18 protein-coding genes are annotated in these 18,498 nt (G+C 64.6%); 4 read left to right on the top strand and 14 right to left on the bottom strand.

What is annotated here, in order from left to right; genetic code table 11:
• Nucleotides 1-38: 38 nt before the first annotated feature.
• The 3 genes from AC5XE7_RS11115 to AC5XE7_RS11125 are packed head-to-tail and all read left to right on the top strand — an operon-like array spanning nucleotide 39 to nucleotide 1,701.
• Nucleotides 39-569: a MarR family winged helix-turn-helix transcriptional regulator gene (locus tag AC5XE7_RS11115; RefSeq protein ID WP_495366073.1), complete on the top strand. Its 531-nt coding sequence runs from the start codon at nucleotides 39-41 to the stop codon at nucleotides 567-569.
• The gene (locus tag AC5XE7_RS11120; protein ID WP_495366074.1) at nucleotides 566-1,342 is read left to right on the top strand and encodes a DNA alkylation repair protein; all 777 of its coding nucleotides are present in this window, start codon (nucleotides 566-568) and stop codon (nucleotides 1,340-1,342) included. The genes AC5XE7_RS11115 and AC5XE7_RS11120 overlap by 4 nt, the downstream gene beginning before the upstream one ends.
• Nucleotides 1,343-1,362: 20 nt before the next feature.
• Nucleotides 1,363-1,701, top strand: a complete 339-nt coding sequence (locus AC5XE7_RS11125; RefSeq protein WP_495366075.1) for a DUF6616 family protein — start codon at nucleotides 1,363-1,365, stop codon at nucleotides 1,699-1,701.
• A gap of 100 nt (nucleotides 1,702-1,801) precedes the next feature.
• Here AC5XE7_RS11125 and AC5XE7_RS11130 read toward each other — a convergent pair whose 3' ends face one another.
• From AC5XE7_RS11130 to AC5XE7_RS11155, 6 genes are all read right to left on the bottom strand, one after another.
• Nucleotides 1,802-2,026: a hypothetical protein gene (locus AC5XE7_RS11130; RefSeq protein WP_495366076.1), complete on the bottom strand. Its 225-nt coding sequence runs from the start codon at nucleotides 2,024-2,026 to the stop codon at nucleotides 1,802-1,804.
• A gap of 366 nt (nucleotides 2,027-2,392) precedes the next feature.
• A complete protein-coding gene (surE, locus tag AC5XE7_RS11135; protein WP_495366077.1) occupies nucleotides 2,393-3,130 on the bottom strand; it encodes a 5'/3'-nucleotidase SurE in 738 nt (245 codons plus the stop codon).
• Nucleotides 3,130-4,299 (bottom strand): MBL fold metallo-hydrolase, encoded by a 1,170-nt coding sequence (locus AC5XE7_RS11140; protein WP_495366078.1) that lies wholly within the window; start codon nucleotides 4,297-4,299, stop codon nucleotides 3,130-3,132. Before AC5XE7_RS11140 ends, surE begins: the two co-directional genes overlap by 1 nt.
• Entirely contained in the window at nucleotides 4,296-5,390 is a 1,095-nt protein-coding gene (locus tag AC5XE7_RS11145) for an ABC transporter ATP-binding protein (RefSeq protein WP_495366079.1), read from the bottom strand. The genes AC5XE7_RS11140 and AC5XE7_RS11145 overlap by 4 nt, the downstream gene beginning before the upstream one ends.
• A complete protein-coding gene (locus AC5XE7_RS11150) occupies nucleotides 5,378-7,081 on the bottom strand; it encodes an ABC transporter permease (protein WP_495366080.1) in 1,704 nt (567 codons plus the stop codon). Before AC5XE7_RS11150 ends, AC5XE7_RS11145 begins: the two co-directional genes overlap by 13 nt.
• Before the next feature lie 217 nt (nucleotides 7,082-7,298).
• Nucleotides 7,299-8,285, bottom strand: a complete 987-nt coding sequence (locus AC5XE7_RS11155; protein ID WP_495366081.1) for an ABC transporter substrate-binding protein — start codon at nucleotides 8,283-8,285, stop codon at nucleotides 7,299-7,301.
• 320 nt (nucleotides 8,286-8,605) lie between these two features.
• Between AC5XE7_RS11155 and AC5XE7_RS11160 the strand changes: the two genes are divergently transcribed.
• On the top strand, nucleotides 8,606-9,589 hold the full coding sequence (locus AC5XE7_RS11160; protein ID WP_495366082.1) for a sugar-binding transcriptional regulator: 984 nt from the start codon (nucleotides 8,606-8,608) through the stop codon (nucleotides 9,587-9,589).
• Nucleotides 9,590-9,598: 9 nt separating this feature from the next.
• On the opposite strand, the gene AC5XE7_RS11165 is transcribed toward AC5XE7_RS11160, so the two are convergent.
• The 8 genes from AC5XE7_RS11165 to AC5XE7_RS11200 form a co-directional block, all read right to left on the bottom strand.
• A complete protein-coding gene (locus AC5XE7_RS11165; RefSeq protein ID WP_239799188.1) occupies nucleotides 9,599-9,967 on the bottom strand; it encodes a hypothetical protein in 369 nt (122 codons plus the stop codon).
• 166 nt (nucleotides 9,968-10,133) lie between these two features.
• Nucleotides 10,134-11,465, bottom strand: a complete 1,332-nt coding sequence (locus AC5XE7_RS11170; protein ID WP_495366083.1) for a pyruvate dehydrogenase complex dihydrolipoamide acetyltransferase — start codon at nucleotides 11,463-11,465, stop codon at nucleotides 10,134-10,136.
• A 3-nt stretch (nucleotides 11,466-11,468) separates the two neighbouring features.
• Complete coding sequence (locus tag AC5XE7_RS11175) at nucleotides 11,469-12,467, bottom strand: alpha-ketoacid dehydrogenase subunit beta (protein ID WP_495366188.1); 999 nt, start codon at nucleotides 12,465-12,467, stop codon at nucleotides 11,469-11,471.
• On the bottom strand, nucleotides 12,467-13,492 hold the full coding sequence (locus AC5XE7_RS11180) for a thiamine pyrophosphate-dependent dehydrogenase E1 component subunit alpha (RefSeq protein WP_495366084.1): 1,026 nt from the start codon (nucleotides 13,490-13,492) through the stop codon (nucleotides 12,467-12,469). The genes AC5XE7_RS11175 and AC5XE7_RS11180 overlap by 1 nt, the downstream gene beginning before the upstream one ends.
• 11 nt (nucleotides 13,493-13,503) lie before the next feature.
• The gene (locus AC5XE7_RS11185; RefSeq protein WP_495366085.1) at nucleotides 13,504-14,820 is read right to left on the bottom strand and encodes an NAD(P)H-dependent oxidoreductase; all 1,317 of its coding nucleotides are present in this window, start codon (nucleotides 14,818-14,820) and stop codon (nucleotides 13,504-13,506) included.
• Nucleotides 14,821-15,074: 254 nt separating this feature from the next.
• A complete protein-coding gene (locus AC5XE7_RS11190) occupies nucleotides 15,075-16,067 on the bottom strand; it encodes an aldose epimerase family protein (protein ID WP_495366086.1) in 993 nt (330 codons plus the stop codon).
• Nucleotides 16,068-16,180: 113 nt separating this feature from the next.
• The gene (locus AC5XE7_RS11195; protein ID WP_495366087.1) at nucleotides 16,181-17,608 is read right to left on the bottom strand and encodes a YncE family protein; all 1,428 of its coding nucleotides are present in this window, start codon (nucleotides 17,606-17,608) and stop codon (nucleotides 16,181-16,183) included.
• Between the two features lie 102 nt (nucleotides 17,609-17,710).
• Nucleotides 17,711-18,487 (bottom strand): 2,3-dihydro-2,3-dihydroxybenzoate dehydrogenase, encoded by a 777-nt coding sequence (locus tag AC5XE7_RS11200; RefSeq protein WP_495366088.1) that lies wholly within the window; start codon nucleotides 18,485-18,487, stop codon nucleotides 17,711-17,713.
• Nucleotides 18,488-18,498: the final 11 nt, after the last annotated feature.

Genomic DNA, 18,498 nt, shown 5'->3' on the forward strand with positions numbered 1-18,498 from the left:
ATTGACTTATCATTAGGCGCCATATTATACGCCAGCATATGACAATACTGGAGCAAAAACACCTTGCCTTGCTCGATGAGGCGGAGCGCCGTGGACAGCAGGACACAGGCAACATGCGGCTTTGTTTCGAGGTTCTGGCGCTGGCCTCGGCCATCGACCGGGCCTGCGCTGCGCGGCTCGCGCCACATCGCCTGTCAGAAGGAAAATTCGTGCTGCTGTTCCTGCTGCGCGACCTGCCTGAAGGACTGGCCCCGCATGAGCTGGCCGAACGCGCCGGCGTCACGCGCGCCACGATTACCGGCCTTCTCGACGGACTGGAGCGCGACGGCTTTCTTGCCCGGCATGCGGACAAGGAAGACCGACGGAAGGTGTCGGTGCGCCTGACGGCCATGGGACAGGCCAGTGCGCTCGATCTGTTCAACGAACATAGCCAATGGATCGCTTCGCTTTTCGCCGGCTTCGACCAGCACGGGCGCGAAACCCTGAGCGGCCTGCTGCGGCAGGTCTGGCGCAACGTGGAGATTCCGGTGAAGGACAGCGTGGCCGTTGCTGCGGGCAATCCCCGGTGAGTGCTGGCCGGCCGGGAAAACGTGTCGCGGATATTGAGCCCGCCCGCCTCGGCCAGCTCAATGCCGGCGCTGTCGAGGCCGCCACGCTGACCGAATGCCTCGCCGTGGACTTTGCGGCGCTGATGCGCACCGCCCTCCCCGAGACCGGGGCAGATGCCATAACAGCGATGCAACAGGCGGCAGGCGAGGGTATTTCGCGGCGCATGGCATTGGCCGCGCGTCTGATCCATGAGCGGCGCGGTTTGTCCGCGGTGAAAGAACTCCGCCACCATGTCTCCGATACGGTGCGGGGATGGGCCTGCTTCACGATCGGCGCAGCCGGGAACATGACCCTTTCCGCTCGGCTCGCTGCAATCAGGCCCTTTGCCGACGATCATCATTTCGGAGTGCGGGAATGGTCATGGATGACCGTTCGCCCACATATCGCCGCCGATCCCGACAGCGCCATTGCGTTGCTTGTCGACTGGACGACCGAACCGTCCGAACGGCTGCGGCGCTTCGCCAGCGAAGCAACCCGCCCGCGCGGCGTGTGGTGCGCCCATCTCGGCGCGCTGCGGCAATCTCCTGAAAAGGCGCTGCCGATTCTCGAACCACTGCGGGCCGATCCGGCCCCCTATGTGCAGGACTCCGTTGGCAACTGGCTGAACGATGCCGGCAAGGACCGGCCCGATTGGGTGCGATCGCTGTGCGCCCGATGGTCGGTCGAAAATACCTCCCCCGCAACCGCCCGAATCTGCAAGCGCGCCCTGCGCTCCATTAACCGCAAGGGCTGACACACGAAAGGACCGCTCCCATGGCGTACTATCTGGCCGAACTCTATTCCCCGAAACCCGCATGGCTGGCGCTCGACCAGAACGGCCGCCAACAGTTTTTCGAAGCCATCGGCTCCGGCATGGTGGCGCTGTCGGCCCTCGGCGTGGAAGCGATCGCCCTGGGTGAAACGGATGCTTCGACCCTGCATGCCCCGTCGCAAAAGTTCTTTGCGATCTGGCGCGCGCCTGACGCGGCTGCAATGAACGCCTTGGTGTCGGGCATCGCCGCTTCGGGATGGCATGACTATTTCGAGACCATCAACGCGACCGGCCCCGGCGTCGATCTGAACGGCCACCTTGCGCAGCTCGCGGCGCTCTAGCCGTCGCGAGTATCACGCAGGCCATCTGAAAACGCCAATCAAGCTTCGCCTGAAGGTTTTGATGGTCCACAGGAGGATGCGACAGCATTTTCTACCTGCCTTACGCAATCGGCTGGAGGTCGGCGGCGCTGACGTAGAAGAAATGGATCTCGCCCGCAAACGACAGTTCGACTTCGACGGAACCATCGGTTGTCAGAGCCACCACCCGGACCGGCTGTCGCGATATGCCCTCGCGGATCACCTCGATTTCCTCTGCCGGCAGGCCGGCCAAGAGGGATTCAAGATCACCAGAAAACAGCATCGGATCACCGCTTTTTACCTGCAATGCGCTACCCCTTGTAGCCAAAACTCCGAGGCCCGCTCAGAAACTCCTTGAGCGATTCCTGAAGCGGATCGTAGCTGATAGTGTGTTGCCATGGCACATCTTTCAGGAACGGAACGTTCGCAACCGCTGCTTTTGCCTGCGGCGGTTGATGACTATGTGGGGCCAGACAACCCGGTTCACTTCAGCAAGGCTTTCTTAGACGGCCTCCACGCAACCTGCGACACGACAATGTCCATCGCCGTAAGGTTCGCATGGAACGGGCCTGTCGCTTTTTCCGGCAGGTCGCGCGGTCTCACCCCCACTGCAAGCGAATATCGGCTTTTCCCGAAACCCTCGGTGGAATGACGGCGGTTTCTCTGGCGGGGCTCAGAGCCCCGCCACAAGCTCGTCTTCCAGCCGCGTCCCGCCGAACCAGTTGAGCCGGTTGACGGTGACGAAGCCAGCATCGATCATGCTGTTCTCGTCGCCCTCGATCGAGGTATGCGGGCGCCCGCGCGGCACGATGATCACGGTGCGGTCGCCGTCCGTTTCCACGACTTCCGCCTTCGAGGCGATCTTGTCGCGGCCGATCACCGGCTGGCGTACCTCGGCCGGCAGGCGCGTCGGCAGGTTGACGCTCAGCCAGTGGCCCTGCGCCGCCCATTGCGCGCGCTTGTCCCACAGCTTGCCTATGAAGGCCGAGAGCCACAATTCGCCCTCGTCCGTGATTTCGGGATTCTTGACCTGCGAGAAGCCGATGGCGGGAACGCCCCAGAAGGTCGCCTCGCGCGCGATGCCGAGCGTGCCCGAATAGGCGAGGTCTTCCGCCACGTTGCGCCCGTCATTGATGCCGGACAGGACGAGATCGGGCTTGCGGTCGTTCTCGAACAGCCAGGCGAAGGCGGCGACCACGCAATCGGCCGGGCGGCCGGAGCAGGCAAAGCGCCTGTCGCCGCGCTTTTCCATGGTCATCGGCTGGGCGATGGTCAGCGAAGGCCCCGCCGCCGTGTGCTTGCGGTCCGGCGCCACCACCCACACATCCTCGCTCACGCGGCGCGCGGCTTCTGTCAGGCGGGCGATGCCGGGTGCATCGATGCCGTCGTCGTTGGAAACCAGAATTCTCATCAAAGTACCTCTTGTCCCACCACCAGCCTGTCGCCGGTGCGCCGGCCGCTTTGCAGCGCCGGAATATGTTCGCCCAGCCGGGCGATCTCGTCGGGCCCGCAGGAATGGCCGAGCACCGGGGGGCGGCCTGCGTGTTCCCAGATTTCGACATTGCCGGCGAGCGTCGGATGCGTCGGCATCCTGATCCAGTCGGCGCGTCCCTTCGCGTGCAGCTCAAAGCCCGGCGTGCCGGCCGGCAGATGGCCGGAGAGCAGGATCGGAAACCCCTGCGCATCAGCCAGCGGAATGAGGCGCGAAGATGGCCCTGCCCTGCCCATGCCGTCATCGGCCAGCAGCGGGCAGTCCGGCAGCGCCTCGCCGTCGTTCCAGTCGAGCGCGGCATCAATGCGGGCGCGCAGCAGTTCGGGCATTCCGGACTTCAGCGCCTCGACCGCCTCGATCTGGGCCAGCAGATGCGCGCGCATCGAGGCATGGATGGCGAAGCGGCCGGGCATCGCCGCCACCAGTTCCAGCGAGCGTCCCGAAAGCGGCGTCGGCAGAAGGCAGCCGCCGGCGCGTTCCGCGATCCATGCGGCGATCCGCTCGGCGCGCTCGCCACCCGAAACCGGGTCCGCGCCATAGGAAGCGTCGAGCAGCAGCAGATCGCATTCGGGCATCCGGTCCATGACGAATACGGCGCTGTCCGGCACCACGTCGGCGCAGTAGACGACGCGGTTTGCCTCATCCTCCAGCGCGAACCACACGCCGCCCACCACGTGGCCGGAGCGGCCGGTGGCGATGCGGAAGCCGGCGACGTCCAGCATGTCGCCCGGCCTGAACAGCTCGATTCTGTCTGCGGGAAACGGATAAGCCTCGACAAGCGCTGTCTCGCCATAGGCAGCCAGCGTCGCCGGCGCCTCGTCGCGCGTTTCGGCGGTCATCAGGATGCGCCCGCGAAAGCCTTCCGACAAAAGCCAGTTCAGCGCCCCGACATGATCCTCATGCGCATGCGAGATCAGCACGGCGTCGAGCCGGTCCACCGGCGTCAGCGGGCGCGGATAGTAGTCGCGGCCGGTGGCGCCCACCTTGATGCCGGCATCCAGCATCACGCGCTGTCCCTCGCGTCCCACCACGACGCTGGTGCGGCCCTTCTCGCCGAAGCCGCCTGCGAGTTCAACTTCCAGTGTCATGCGTGTTGCCTATTCTCCGTCCCGTTCCCCGGAATCAGCCAGCCCGAAACGATGCGCAGCCGCAGCCGCGCGCCTTCCTCGAACCCTTCATGGCCGGGATATTCAAAACTGATCAGCCGGTCCGGATCGGCGGCGGGCGCGAAGTCGATGCGCAGCGCGCCGCCCTTGTAGACCGCGCGGACCACCGTGCCGTCGATGCCGGGCTCGCCCTCGCCTGCGATTTCGAGATCGGGTGTGCGCACGCAGATGCTGGCTGCCGCGCGCGGTCCGTCGCCGGCGCGGCAGCGCACCGTCGCCTCCTGCCCCAGCACCTCCACGCGCGCCTTTCCGCCCTCTTCGGCCGAAAGCACTTTTGCGGGCAGCACGATACCCTGCGCGATGAAGGAGGCGACCATTTCGCTCGCCGGCTCGGTGTAGAGTTCGCGCGGCGTGGCGAGCTGCGCCAGCCGGCCATGGTCCATCACCGCGATGCGGTCGGCGAGCGCCATGGCCTCCGACTGGTCATGGGTGATGTAGACGATGGTGGTGCCGGTGCGCTTGTGGAAGGCGGCGAACTCATCCTCCATCGAGGCGCGCAAATGCACGTCCAGATTGGCCAGCGGCTCGTCGAACAGCACCAGCGAGGGAGCGGCCACCAGGCAGCGCGCCAGCGCCACGCGCTGCCGCTGCCCGCCCGAGAGATTGGCCGGGCGGCGGTCGGCAAGGCCGGTCAGGTCGACCAGCGCCAGCGCCTCGTCCACCTTGCGCTTCGCTTCGGCCTTGTCCACCCTGGCGACCTTCAGCGAATAGCCGACATTCTCGGCCACCGTCATGTGCGGCCACAGCGCGTAGTTCTGGAACACGATGCCGACGCGCCGCTTCTCCGGCGGAACGCTGCCGCCGGCATCGGAAACCGTCCTGCCGCCAATGCGGATGTCGCCGCCGCTCACCTGCTCGAAGCCGGCCACCAGCCTGAGCAGCGTGGTCTTGCCGCAGCCCGAGGGGCCGAGCACGGCGAGGAACTCGCCGTCGCGCACGTCGATGGAGACGTCCTTGACGGCGTCGAAATCGCCGAAGGTCTTGGTTACGTTGGAGAGCGTCAATCCCGCCATGGCAGAACTCCGTTGGGAAGGTAGGGGGCGAGCAGGTTGGTGGCGAGCATCAGCACGAAGGTGACGGCGACCGTGATGGCCGACATCGCCGCCGCATAGCTGGAATCGCCGCCCTGCTCGAAGGAGAACATCACCACGCCGATGGTCTCCGAACCGGAAGACCACAAGAGCGCCGAGACCGTCAGTTCGCTGAGCGCGGTCATGAAGATGAGCAGGCCGCCGGCAAGGGCCGCCGGCGCGACCAGCGGGAAGACGATGGTGCGCAGCCGCGTGAACAGCCCTGCGCCCGCCACCTGCGCGGCCTCTTCCAGCGCCCGGTCGATCTGGTGATAGCCGCTCACCGTCGGCCTCAGCGCCAGCACGAGGAAGCGTGCGAGATAGGCGTAGAGGATGATCCAGACCGTGTTGTAGAGCTGGATGCCGGTGAAGGGGATCGGCCGCAGGAACATCAGAAGCGCCGCGATCGCCAGCACCACGCCGGGCAGCGCATAGGGCAGCTCGATGGCGAGGTTCACGTAGCGGATCCACTTCTGCCTGCCCCAGGCGACCATGTAGCCCACCGGCACCGCGACCAGAACGGCGAACGCCGCCGCCGCGATGGACAGGGCGAAGGAGTTGAAGAAGGAGCGGTTGGCCGCCGCATGCTCGAACAGGACGAAACGGTAGTTGTCGAGCGTGGCCGTCGCCCAGCTCAGTGGAATGCCGTAGCCCGGGACCAGCGAAGTGAGCAGCAGGCCGAACATCGGCATCACGAGAATGAGCAGGATCAGGAGCCACATGCAGATTTCCACCGGCAGCCGCCAGCGGCCGAGAGGATAGGGATCGGCCGGCAGCGAGGTGGACGAGATGCGGTAGTCGCGGCGCCGGCTCATCAGCTCCTGCCCGACGATGCCGGCCATGGCGATGACGCCGATCAGCACCGAAAGGAAGGCCGCTTCGCCCAGCACCGAGGGGCCGCCGCCGGCCAGCTTCTGGTAGATCAGCGTCGGCAGCACCAGATAGTTCGCCGGAATGCCGAGGAAGGCGGGGATGCCGAAATTGCCCACGCAGGACACGAAGGCGAGTGCGGCGGCCGCCACGATGGAGGGGGTCATCAAAGGCAGGACGATGGTGCGCAGCACCGTGAACCAGCCCGCCCCGCCCGAGCGCGCCGCCTCGATCAGCTCGCGCGGCAGCTTGCGCAGGCCCGCGCGCACCAGCAGGAACACCAGCGGCCCGTATTGCACGCCGAGCAGCAGGATGATCCCTTCGGTCGAATAGAGCGGGTTGCGGGTTCCGATAGGCGGCGCCATGCCGATCATCTTGAGGAACGGGCTTGCCGGCCCGAACAGTTGCAGCCAGGCCAACGCCGTCACCTGCGGCGCGATCATCAGCGGCATCACGTAGCACAGCACCAGCATGGAGCGGCCGCGTATGTCGCTCAGCGTCACCAGCAGCGCCATGAAGGTGCCCAGTACCACGGCAAGCGCGGTGCCGCCGAAGCCGACCACCAGCGTGTTGACCGTGGCGGTCCATGTGGCGGGATTGGCAAGCCCCATGCGGATTGCCGTGTCGGAAAGCGTGCCGCCCGGCGCCACGATCTCCTTGACGAGGCGCAGCATCGGCAGCAGCGAAAGCAACACGATGACGATGGCAACCACCACCGTCAGGGCCATCTCCTGGCCCCGGCTTTCTTTTACAGGTGCGGACATTGTTGATTTCCCGGTAAGCCCTGAAGCATGTCACCCCAAACAGGAACCGATTTCAGGGGAACGACATGCGTAAGGATAAGGACTTAAAGCACGTTGCCTGATTTCATTTGAACGCGACGCGCTTTAAGCGCCCGATAGATGGCGAATGGCGGATGGCCACCGCGATCGGACGGGGACCGGCAGGAATTTCCTCGCCGCCGGCCCCATCGCCCTGATGTCAGCCCCCGAACAGTTCGGAGAACTTCGCCTTGTCGGCTTCGGTGTTCTTGAGGATGGTGGGCAGGTCGAACGACATCACCTTGAACTCGACGCCCTCCGGCAGCCATTCGGGCCGGCCGACGGATGCCTTGGCAGGCAGGTAGCCCATGTCGAGCGCCAGCTTCTGGCCTTCATCGGACAGGATGAAGTCGACGAACGCCCTGGCGCCCTCGACATTCTTCGCCGTCCTCATGATGGCGACCGGTTCGGTCACGGCCGGCACGCCCTCGGACGGGAACACGAACTCGATCGGCGAGCCCTTGGCCTTGGCGTTCATGGCCATGAAGTCGACGAGGATGCCGTAGGGCTTCTCGCCACTGGCCACCGACTTCAGCACCGCGCCGTTGCCGCGCACGGAAATGGTGTTGTTGTCCTTCAGCTTCTGGAAGAAGTCCCAGCCATAGTTGCTGTCGGCCACGAAGCCCGAGAGCAGATAGGCGGCGGCGCCCGAATAGAGCGGGCTCGGCATCACCAGCCCGTCCTTGTACTCGGGCTTGGCGAGATCGGCCCAGTGCTCGGGCTTCTGGGCGGCGGCGGTGTTGTAGGCGATGCCGGTGGTGATCAGCTTGGAGCCGAAATAGGTCTTGTCGGCATCCACGGCATCCGGCTCGATGCCGTCAATCTTGGCTTCCGGGTAGGCCAGCAGGCGGTCTTCGCCCTTGAGCAGTTCCATGCTCACCGCATCGGCGATGAGCAGCACGTCGGGCTGCGGGCTGCCGGCGGCGAATTCGGCCGCGAGCTTGGCCAGAATGTCGCTGGTGCCGGAGCGGTAGATGCTGACCTCGGTGCCCGGATTGGCCTTCTTGAAGGCCTCGACGGTCTTTGTCGCGTCAGCTTCCGGCTGCGACGTGTAAAGTGTCAGCGTGTCGGCGCTGGCGGCGCCCGAAAAGAGCATTGCGGCAATCGCCACCTTGCTCGCGAGTAGTGAGACGAAACGCGTGTTCATGAGACCTCCTGATCGTCTTCTGTGCATGGCTTGCGGCTTCTTTGCCGACCAAGCCTGCTCCTCCCTGCACGGCGTATATGACCCATAGATGACAGCACGCCCGTTGTTCATATGCAATGTTCATTTGTTCCTTGTCAAACACAAATGAACACATGAACTGTGTCCTTGCCGACACAGTGCTTATCCACGATGTTAAAGCATGTCGCCCGAAAGTGGGAACCGGTTTCGGGGCAACGACAGGCGTGAAAGCAGGAGCTTGAAGTGCGGGGAGCGAATCTGAAGGATTGCGCAGCACTTCAGGTGCGAATTGGGAGAAACAGATGCAGCGATCGACGAACATGAAGCAGGCCGCCCCGGTGCGCGAAGCGCCGCTCGTCTCCGCCGACATCAACGTCAAGACCGCATGGCTCTACTATGTCGAGGGTCTGACGCAGGAGCAGATCGCGGAAAAACTGAATGTCAGCCGCGTCAAGGTCATGCGCACGCTGGCCGCCTGCACCGCCGAGGGCGTCGTCGTCACCACCATCAATGCCGAAACCGCCGGACAGGTGGCGCTGGAGCGCGCGCTGGAAAAGCGCTTCGGCCTCGATGCGGCCGTCGTGGTGCCGACGCCGGAAGATGCCGCCCATCTGGAGAAGGCCATCGGCCATGCGGTCGCGCTCTATCTCGGCGAACAGATGCAGGACGGCATGACGCTCGCCATCGGCGGGGGCGCCACGCTGCACGCCAGCCTCGCCTATCTCGGCCGCCGGCAGTTGCAGAAGGCGTCGGTCATCGGCCTCGTCGGGGCCCTGCCCCATTCGCAATGGATCAACCCGTCCATCGTGGCGGCCAAGGTCGCCGATATTTTCGGCGTCGACAGCTACCAGATCACCGCGCCCGTCATGCTGCACGATCCGGCGCTGCGCGATCTTCTGTGGGCGCAGCCCGAACTGCTGGACGTCCGCACCCGCGCCGCCAATGCCGACATCGCGCTTCTGACAGTCGGCGAGATTTCGCGCGACGCCACCATCTTCCGGCACGGGCTGGTGCCGTCTGCGCTCATCCCCTCACTGCGGGCAAAGGGGGCAACTGCCAATGTCTTGTCCTATTTCATCGACGCGCAGGGAAAACTTGTTGATCACGAGGTCAACGACCGGGTGATGGCGATCAGCCTTGATGTGGTCAGCGCCATACCCAACGTGGTTCTGGCCGCCGGCGGCCACCACAAGATCGCCGCCATCCTCGCCGCCCTCAACGCCTTCGAGACGAACGTGCTGATCACCGACAGCGACACCGCGCAGGCGCTGACCGCGTCCGGCTGAGCGTCCGGTTCAGATCAGCCCGCGCTCGCGCAGAAAATCGTCAAGGCCTGCATTGGTTACGTCCTCGAATTCGCGCACCGCGTCGTTCATGCGGCGGCGGTGGGTGACGAGCAGGGTCAGCACCTGCCGCATTTCCACGGAAATGCCGAAGCGCGCCCAGCGCTCGGCAATATGGGCGGGAAGTTGCAGATCGGTGCAGAAGGCATCGAGGCTTTCATAGCCCAGCTCCTGCACCAGCCGTGCCGTGTCCTCGCCTGAAAGCCGTTCCTCGAAGGCATGGTCATGCAGGCGCTGCGCCACCAGCTTGATGTCGGCCGGCGAGGCGCTCATCACCTTGGAGACGATGTTGCGGACGTCGGAGGGACCAAACGGAGGCATGTTGAATTTTCCCTGCTGCCGGGGCACCGTACCGGAACGCAAACAGCTTTCCGGTTCCCTGCCCGATCAACCTTCTGGAACAGCATTTTCTGCCCCCGGTGTTGACCGGGGGCAGAAAATTATCAGGCCGAATATAGGTCCTTTGCCGGGAAACACCAATGCCGGCTCAGACCACCAGACCCATCGGGTTTTCGACAAGGCGTTTGAAGGCGCCGATGAGTTCGGCCCCCAGCGCTCCGTCCACCGCCCGGTGGTCGGTCGACAGCGTCACCGACATCACCGTCGCGACCTTCACCTCGCCACCCTTCACCACCGCCCGCTGCTCGCCCGCGCCAATGGCAAGGATCGTCGCATGCGGCGGGTTGATGACGGCGGCGAAGTCCCTGATGCCGAACATGCCAAGGTTCGACACCGCCGTGGTGCCGCCCTGATACTCTTCCGGCTTCAGCTTGCGGGTCCGGGCACGCGCCGCCAGATCCTTCATCTCGTTGGAGATCGACGACAGGCTCTTTTCCTCGGCCTTGCGCACGATCGGCGTGATCAGCCCGCCGGGGATGGAGACCGCAACGCCGACATCGGCGTGACGGTGCTTCACCATTGCGCCCTCGGTCCACGACACGTTGGCGTCGGGCACTTGCCTGAGCGCCAGCGCCAGCGCCTTGATGATCAGGTCGTTGACGGAGAGCTTGTAGGCCGGCTCCTCGCCCTTCTCAGTCTTTCTGACCGGGGCGGCATCGTTGAGCTGCTTGCGCAGGCCAAGCAGCGCATCCAGCTCGCAATCCACCGTCAGGTAGAAATGCGGCACGGTCGACTTCGCCTCGACCAGCCGCCTGGCGATGGTCTTGCGCATATTGTCGTGCGGGATCAGCTCGTAGAAGCCTTCCTCGAACAGTTTCAGCACTGCGTCGTCCGACATCGGCTTGACGGCGGGAGCAGCAGCGGCAGGTGCTGCCGCTTCAATCGCAGGTGCAACGGCAGCAGCCTTCGCTCCGCCCCCGGCAATCGCGGCTTCCACGTCGGCCTTCACCACGCGACCCTGAGGACCGGAGCCGGACATCCCTGACAGGTCGAGACCGGCCTCGCGGGCCAGACGCCGCGCCAGCGGCGTGGCGCGGACCGCACCCGCCTGCACGGGCACATCCCGTACGGCGGGCGCAGCCTGCGCGGGCTTGTCCTGGGAGGACGATTCACCAGATGAAGATTCAGGCTTCTCAGCTTTGACTTCGGCAGCCGGGGCAGCGGCAGCACCCGCATCCTCGCCCTCGGCATAGATCCACGCCACCGCATGGCCAACGGGAATGTCCACGCCTTCCTTGCCGGTGATGTTGCGCAGAATGCCGCTGGCCGGCGCGTCGATCTCCATCGAGGCCTTGTCGGTCTCGATCTCGAACAGCACGTCGCCCTGTTTGACAGCGTCGCCTTCTTTGAAGAACCAGCGCGAGATCTGGCCGGTCGCCATGTCCATGTCGACCTTGGGGAGGATGACTTCGACGGCCATGTCTCAGCGCACTCCCTTCGCGAGATCGCGGGCAGCGGCGATGATGCCCGGCACCTGCGGCACTGCGGCCTTTTCCAGCTCGGGATTGTAGGGGATCGGCGTCTCGGCCCCGCCAAGCCGCACGATCGGCGCGTCGAGATAATCGAACGCCTCGCTCTCGGCGATCATGGCGCTGATCTCGGCACCGATGCCGAGCGTCTTGACAGCCTCGTAGACGCACAGCAGGCGCGAGGTCTTCTTGACGCTCTCGATCACCGTCTCGCGGTCGATGGGGCGGATGGTCCTGAGGTCGATGACCTCGATGTCGATGCCCTCGCCGGCCAGCGTTTCCGCCGCTTCCAGCGCCTTGTGCACCATGATCGAGGTGGCGACGATGGTCAGGTCGGTGCCCTCGCGGCGCACTTCGGCCTTGCCGATCGGCACCGTGTAATGGCCCTCCGGCACCGGGCCCTTCATCTTGTAGAGCAACTTGTGCTCGAAGATCATCACCGGGTCGGGGTCGGCCACGGCCGCCAGCAGCATGCCCTTCACGTCATGCGGGGTCGCCGGCTGGATCACCTTGAGGCCCGGCACATGCGCGAGCCATGCCTCGAGGCTCTGGCTGTGCTGGGCCGCGGCCCCCGTGCCCGAACCCGCAGGAAAGCGCATGACGACCGGAACCGAGACCTCGCCGCCCAGCATGAAGCGCATCTTGGCGGCCTGGTTGACGATCTGCTCCATGCCGAGCGTGGCGAAATCGGAGAACTGGAACTCGAAGATCGGGCGCAGGCCGGTCACGGCAGCACCCACGGCGACGCCCGCGCCGCCGAGTTCGGAGATCGGCGTGTCCATCACCCGGTCGGCGCCGAAGCGCTCGACCAGATCGCCGGTCACCTGAAACGCGCCGCCATAGACGCCGATGTCCTCGCCCATGAGAATGACGCGCTCGTCGGCCTCCATGGCGATGGCCATGGCTTCCTGAATGGCCTGCGAGTAGCTCAGTTCGCGCACAGCCGCATCCATCACGCCACCTCTTCCGTATAGACAAACCGGGCAAGGTCGGAGATTTCGGGCATGGGGCCTTCCTTGGCGAACTCGATGCCTTCGGCGATCTCGCGCGCCACATCCTCGCGGATCGCCTCGATGCCCTTGTCATCGATCACGCCGAATTCCTTCAGCTCACTCTCGAACAGGGTGATCGGATCGCGGTTGGTCATCCAGTCCTCGATCTCTTCCTTGGTGCGGTAGCGGTTGCGGTCGCTCTTGGAATGGCCGCGATAGCGGTAGGTCTTGGATTCGATCAGCGTCGGCCCTTCGCCGGCCCGCGCCCGCTCGATCGCCGCGTGGGAGGCTTCCGCCACTTCCGAGAAGTTGTTGCCGTCGACGATCACGCCCGGCATCGAATAAGCGGCGGCGCGGTCGGCGATGTTCGCCACGGCGGTCGAGCGCGCCGTGGAGGTCGACATGCCGTAGCCGTTGTTCTCGCACACGAAGATCACCGGCAGCTTCCAGATCGAAGCCATGTTGAGTGACTCGTGGAACGCGCCCTCATTGTTGGCGCCGTCGCCGAAGAAGGAGACGACCACCTTGCCGTTGCCGAGACGCTTGGCCGACAGCGCCGCACCCACGGCGATCGGGATGCCACCCGCCACGATGCCATTCGCACCCAGATTGCCCTTGCTGACGTCGGCGATGTGCATGGAGCCGCCACGGCCCTTGCAGTAGCCGGTCGTCTTGCCGAAGAACTCCGCGAACATCTTCTTCACGTCCGCGCCCTTGGCGATGGAGTGGCCGTGGCCGCGGTGCGTGGAGGTGATCTGGTCGTCGTCGGTCAGCGGCATGCAGATGCCCATGGCGCTCGCCTCCTGCCCGATGGACAGGTGCATGGTGCCGTGGATCAGGCCGCGCATGTAGCTGTCTTCCGCGCCCTCTTCAAAGCGGCGGATCAGATACATCTTGCGCAGCACGTCCCTGAGCTGTTCGTGGCTGTACCGGGTGTAGGCGAAGGGCAGGTTCGTCTGCCCCGCCGCCTTGTTCGCTGTGGCCATATTCAGGCTCCTTAACCGTAAACGAGCTTGTCCTGCCGGGCGCGCAGTTCGGCGATCTTCGATCCCGGTGCCGGCGCGGCGTTGGCATAGGTGATCAGTTCACCCTTTTTGATCGGCGCGGTCACCGAGCCGCCTTGCAGCAGGCCGCAGGGAATGGCTTTGGCGGCGCGCGCTTCCGGCGCCGTCATGATCCAGGCGCGGTAGCAATATTCGCCGATGGCATCGAGCTTGTCGCCCGGCTGCATGTCCTTCTTGGCGACGGCGCAGACCTCGGCGACCGGCTTGGCCAGCGGCACCATGTCGGCCTTGCCGTAAAGCACGACGCGGGCGCAGGTCAGCGGCACTTCGAGCGAGGTCAGGTGATAGGGGCGATGGAAGGTGAAATACGGGCCCTTGCCCATCTTCAGGTCTTCCATGCGCTCCGAAATGCGCGGATGCGACATGTCGGCGACGACGAACACGCCCGGCGCAACGCCCTTGCCGATGGAATAATCCACCACGCCGACCTTCGAGAGCACACCGCCATCCTTTTCCGGGACCAGCACGCTGGAAAGCTGGTCCAGCGTGGCGGCGGGACCGTGCATGCCGGGCTTGTCGGGCACCAGACCGGTGGCGTTGGCGATCGCCGCCATCTCGACCATGGTCTTGGAGCCGTCGACGAACTCGACCAGCATGCGCACATTCATGTTGCGGCGATGCGCTTCCTCCTCATAGGCGGGCGGCGTCGCATCGATGTTGAGCGGATTGTTCTTGCCCTTGCCGGCGGCGACGATCGGGTGGCCCATGGCCGAAACGAATTCGATCAGCTCCATGCAGGAAGACGGCTCGTCGCCCGCTCCCAGCGAATAGGTGACGCCGAGGCGATCGGCTTCGCTCTTCAGGTAAGCGCCGATGGTGACGTCGGCCTCGACGTTCATCATCACCAGATGCTTGCCGTGCTCCATGGCGCGCAGGCCGATCTCGGCCCCCACGGCCGGAACGCCGGTGGCATCGATGACCACATCGATCAGATCGTTGCCAAGCACCAGATCGGCATCATCCGTCACCGCGATCTTGCCGGCTTCCATGGCGGCCGTCATGTCGGAAGCCGTGCCGACCTCGCGGGAATGCCCCTTTTCCCGATAGGCGATATCGACCGCCTTGTGGGCGTTGGGCATGTTGAGCTCGGAGATCGCACCGATCTCCACGCCGGCCATATGCGCCACGCGGGTGACGATATCAGTGCCCATCTCGCCGGAGCCGATGAGGCCGATGCGTATAGGCTTGCCCGAAGCTGCGCGCTCCTGAAGATCCCGCGCCAGACCGGTCGGGGAGATGTTGATGCCCATTTCGTGAATCCTCCGTAGTTGAACCATCAGTAATGAACATGTGTCTTTCAATCAAGTCGAATGTTCATTATTTGTATAATAGCACCCATTCGCCGCGGCTTCGCGGCGACAGAATGTGGATGGCAGCAGGGAATGTGAAATAACAACGCATGTCGCCCGAAAGTGGGAACCGGTTTCGGGATAACGACATGCGCAAAAACAAGAATTTAAAGCGTGAGGAGCGAATCTGGAAGATCGCGACACGCTTTAACCGTTCAGAGCAATCCGAACCGGTATTCGGTGATCTGGCGATAGGTTTCGCCGGGTCTCAGCACGGCATCGGCGAAACCCGGATGATTGACGGCATCGGGAAAGCGCTGCGGCTCAAGGCACAGCCCGCCATGGCGCACGCCTTGCACTCCCCCATGCAGCCTTTCGCGCACCGGCAGGTTGCCGCCGTCATAGAATTGCAGGCCGGGCTCGGTGGTCAGCACGTCCATCGCAATGCCGGAACGCACCGCTTCCAGCCGGGCGGCGAAGGCCGGCGCCTCGCGCGCCTGCCGCGCCAGCACGAAATTATGATCGTAGCCCTCATAAGGCTCGCCTTCACGACAGACCGGCCGCAGTCTGCGAAAATCGAATCGGCTGCCGGCCACCGCACGGATTTCGCCGGTCGGAATGTTGTCGGCATCCACCGGCGTGTAGGCATCCGCCGCTATGCGCAGCCTGTGGTCCAGCGCACTGCCGCCGCCGTCGAGGTTGAAGTAGGCATGGGCCGCGAGGTTGACCAGCGTTTCGCGGTCCGTGCGCGCTTCCAACTCGATCACCAGCCGGCCGGGCTCCACCCGGTAGAAGCAGCTTGCATGCACCTCGCCGGGATAGCCCTGACCCTGATCGCCATCAGGCGACACGAGCGAAAGAAGCACGCAATCGGCGGAGTGCCGCTCCACGGTCCAGTCGCGGACGCCAAAGCCCTCCGCCCCGCCATGCAGATGGGTGCGGCCATGTTCGTTGAGATCGAGCTGGTGATCCCTGCCCCCGATATGCGCCCTGCCCCCGGCGATACGGTTGGCGCAGCGCCCGACAACGGCGCCGAAGAATGCGCCATGCGTCCGGTAGGCGCTGAGGTTGTCGAAGCCGAGCACGACATTCACCGGACCGTCGCGTCCGGGCACAATCAGTTCCGTCAGCGAGGCCCCAAAAGAAATGACGCCGGCGGTGATGCCGCCGGCGCCAATCCTGATCACGTCATGGCGATCTTCCATCATCGGCTCTCCTGTGCGCCACATCATTGCACTGCCAGTGTAGCCGCAACAGAGCCGCCATGCAGCCTGCGTTCAGACGGCCAGCCGGGCGCGATGGCCCGACCGGCGTCCCGCGATCACTTCTTGGGAGTGATCTTGCTGATCCGGTCGTTTGCCGGATTGTCTTCACCCTGCGCCTTGTTGACGGCGAAAATGTCACCCTTGTCGTCGACTGCGACGTGGTTGGCGAACGGCGCATTTTCGAGGTTGGCGACGATGTTGCCGTCCGTATCGACGACCGTAACCGTGCCGGCGCCGCGATTGCTGACGTAAGCGTGCTTTGACACCGGATCGAAGGCGACGTTGAGCGCACCGGCGCCCACCAGCACATTGTGCAGCGTCTCGCCGCTGTCGGCATCCACGATCAGCAGATTGTCGCTGCCCTGCGAAGCCACGAAAACACGCTTCGTCTCGCCGTCATAGGCAACGCCGATGGCGCCACGCGAACCCTTGATCGGGATCACCTTTTCCACCTCGCCGCTGGCGGAGTCGATGATCGCCACCTCGTCGGTGGACATGCTGACGGTGAACAGCTTGCCGGAATCGGCGTCGAACTTGAGGCTGCCGACCGAGAAGTTCTGGCCGCGCTTGCCGCTCTTGATCTCGATCGCGCCGGCAGGCTCAAGGGTCTTGGTGTCGAACACCACCACGGTCGGCGAACCGGAGGCGGTTGCATAGGCCTTGCCGCCCTTCTCGTCCACGACCACGTCGCGGGCATGCGCAGCAGCGCCCGGCTCGAACTGCTTGACCAGCGAAAGATCGGACTGCTTGTAGACGGCAACCGTGTTCTGGCGGGTGTTGGTCACCCAAACAGTGTCGTTGGCGTCATCCACGGCAACGCCATAGACGGCATAAAGGCCGCCTTCCTTGCCGTCCTCGCGCGCCGGGGCTTCGCCGGGCGAGACCTGCGCCACGATCTCAAGCGTCTCCGGGTTTACCTTGACCAGAGCAGACGCCTTGACCGGCGGGCGGCCGACGGCGGAGGTCACGAACACGGCGTCACTCTTGGCACTGTATGCGCTCTGATAGAGGCCGGGCACGAGCTTGTTATCCTTGACCTCGAACTTGTCTGCACCCGACAGCGGCACCTGCGGCGAAACCTTCAGTTCCACGATCTCGGCGTGGTAGGGCGCGGCAGTGGTCAGCACCAGCGGATGGGTACCGACGGCAGCGTCCTCGGGCAGCTTGAAGGTCGCCTCGAACTTGCCTTCCTGATCGGCGGTGAGCGGGCCTTCACCCAGAACCTGCGCCCCGCGCAGGAAGGTCACCGACTGGCCGGGCTTGAAGTCCTGGCCCGAAACCTTGATCTCCGAGCCCGAATAGATCGGTTTGCCCTGCTCGACGGCCGAAGCGCGCACGCGGCCCTGATAATCGGAATCCGGCGCATCGAAGGCGACCTGCGCCAGCGCCGTGCCAAGGCTGAGAGCCAGCGCGCCGGCGGCAATGATGAAGCGCAACCCCGCAGCGGACCGGTTTCGGGAAACGAAGGATGAAGTGCCGTGCATGGAAATGCCTTCCTGTCAGTTGAGACCGCCTCAAAAAGCGATCATTTCATGATACGGGATCGTTCTACATAACATGATATTTTTTCTCAAGTTATATTACAGTCAGCCCCTCAGCGTTGCGCCACCGTCCACATAAAGATCGCTCATGGTGATATGTCCGGCGCGCTCGGAGAGCAGGAACACCACCGCTTCGGCCACATCCACGGGTGTCGCCAGCTTGCCCAGCGGAATGCCGCTCTTGAAGGTTTCAAGAGACCCTGCGATGACCTTTTGCGCACCGCTTTCATCGGCCCACATGCCGGTCTGCATCGTCGTCAGCGTCGAGCCGGGCGCCACGATGTTGCAGCGTATGCCGAACGGCGCCAGTTCCAGCCCGAGGCAGCGGGTGAACATGGTGGCCGCCGCCTTGGAGGCCGCATAGGCGGCCATGGCGTGACGCGGGATGCCGGCGGCATTGGAACTGACCGTCACCAGCGCACCACGCCGCCTCTCCGTCATGCGCCGGGACAAGGCCCGCATCACATGGAACACGCCGTCGCTGTTGACGGCAAAGACATTGCGCCATGTCTCGTCCGAGGTTTCTGTAACGAGATCGGTGGCGAGGATGCCGGCCACGCTGACGCCCAGATCGATCGGCCCGGCATCGGCCTCATGCGCCGCCACCAGCGCTTCCACGGCGGAAGAATCGCGCACATCGAGCGCCGCGCGCCGCACCTTGTCTTCAGGCAGATCAGCCAACGCCTCAAGCGCCGCCGCATCGAAGTCGGTCGCCAGCACCCTTGCGCCCTCCTCCACCAGAAGCCGCACCACCTCGACGCCGATGCCGCCGCCGGCACCCGTCACCAGCGCGGTCTTTCCCTCAAGTCCGGTCGGGCGCATGGCAAAAACTC

The organism is Aquamicrobium sp. YD-1-mutant5 (assembly GCF_059509755.1).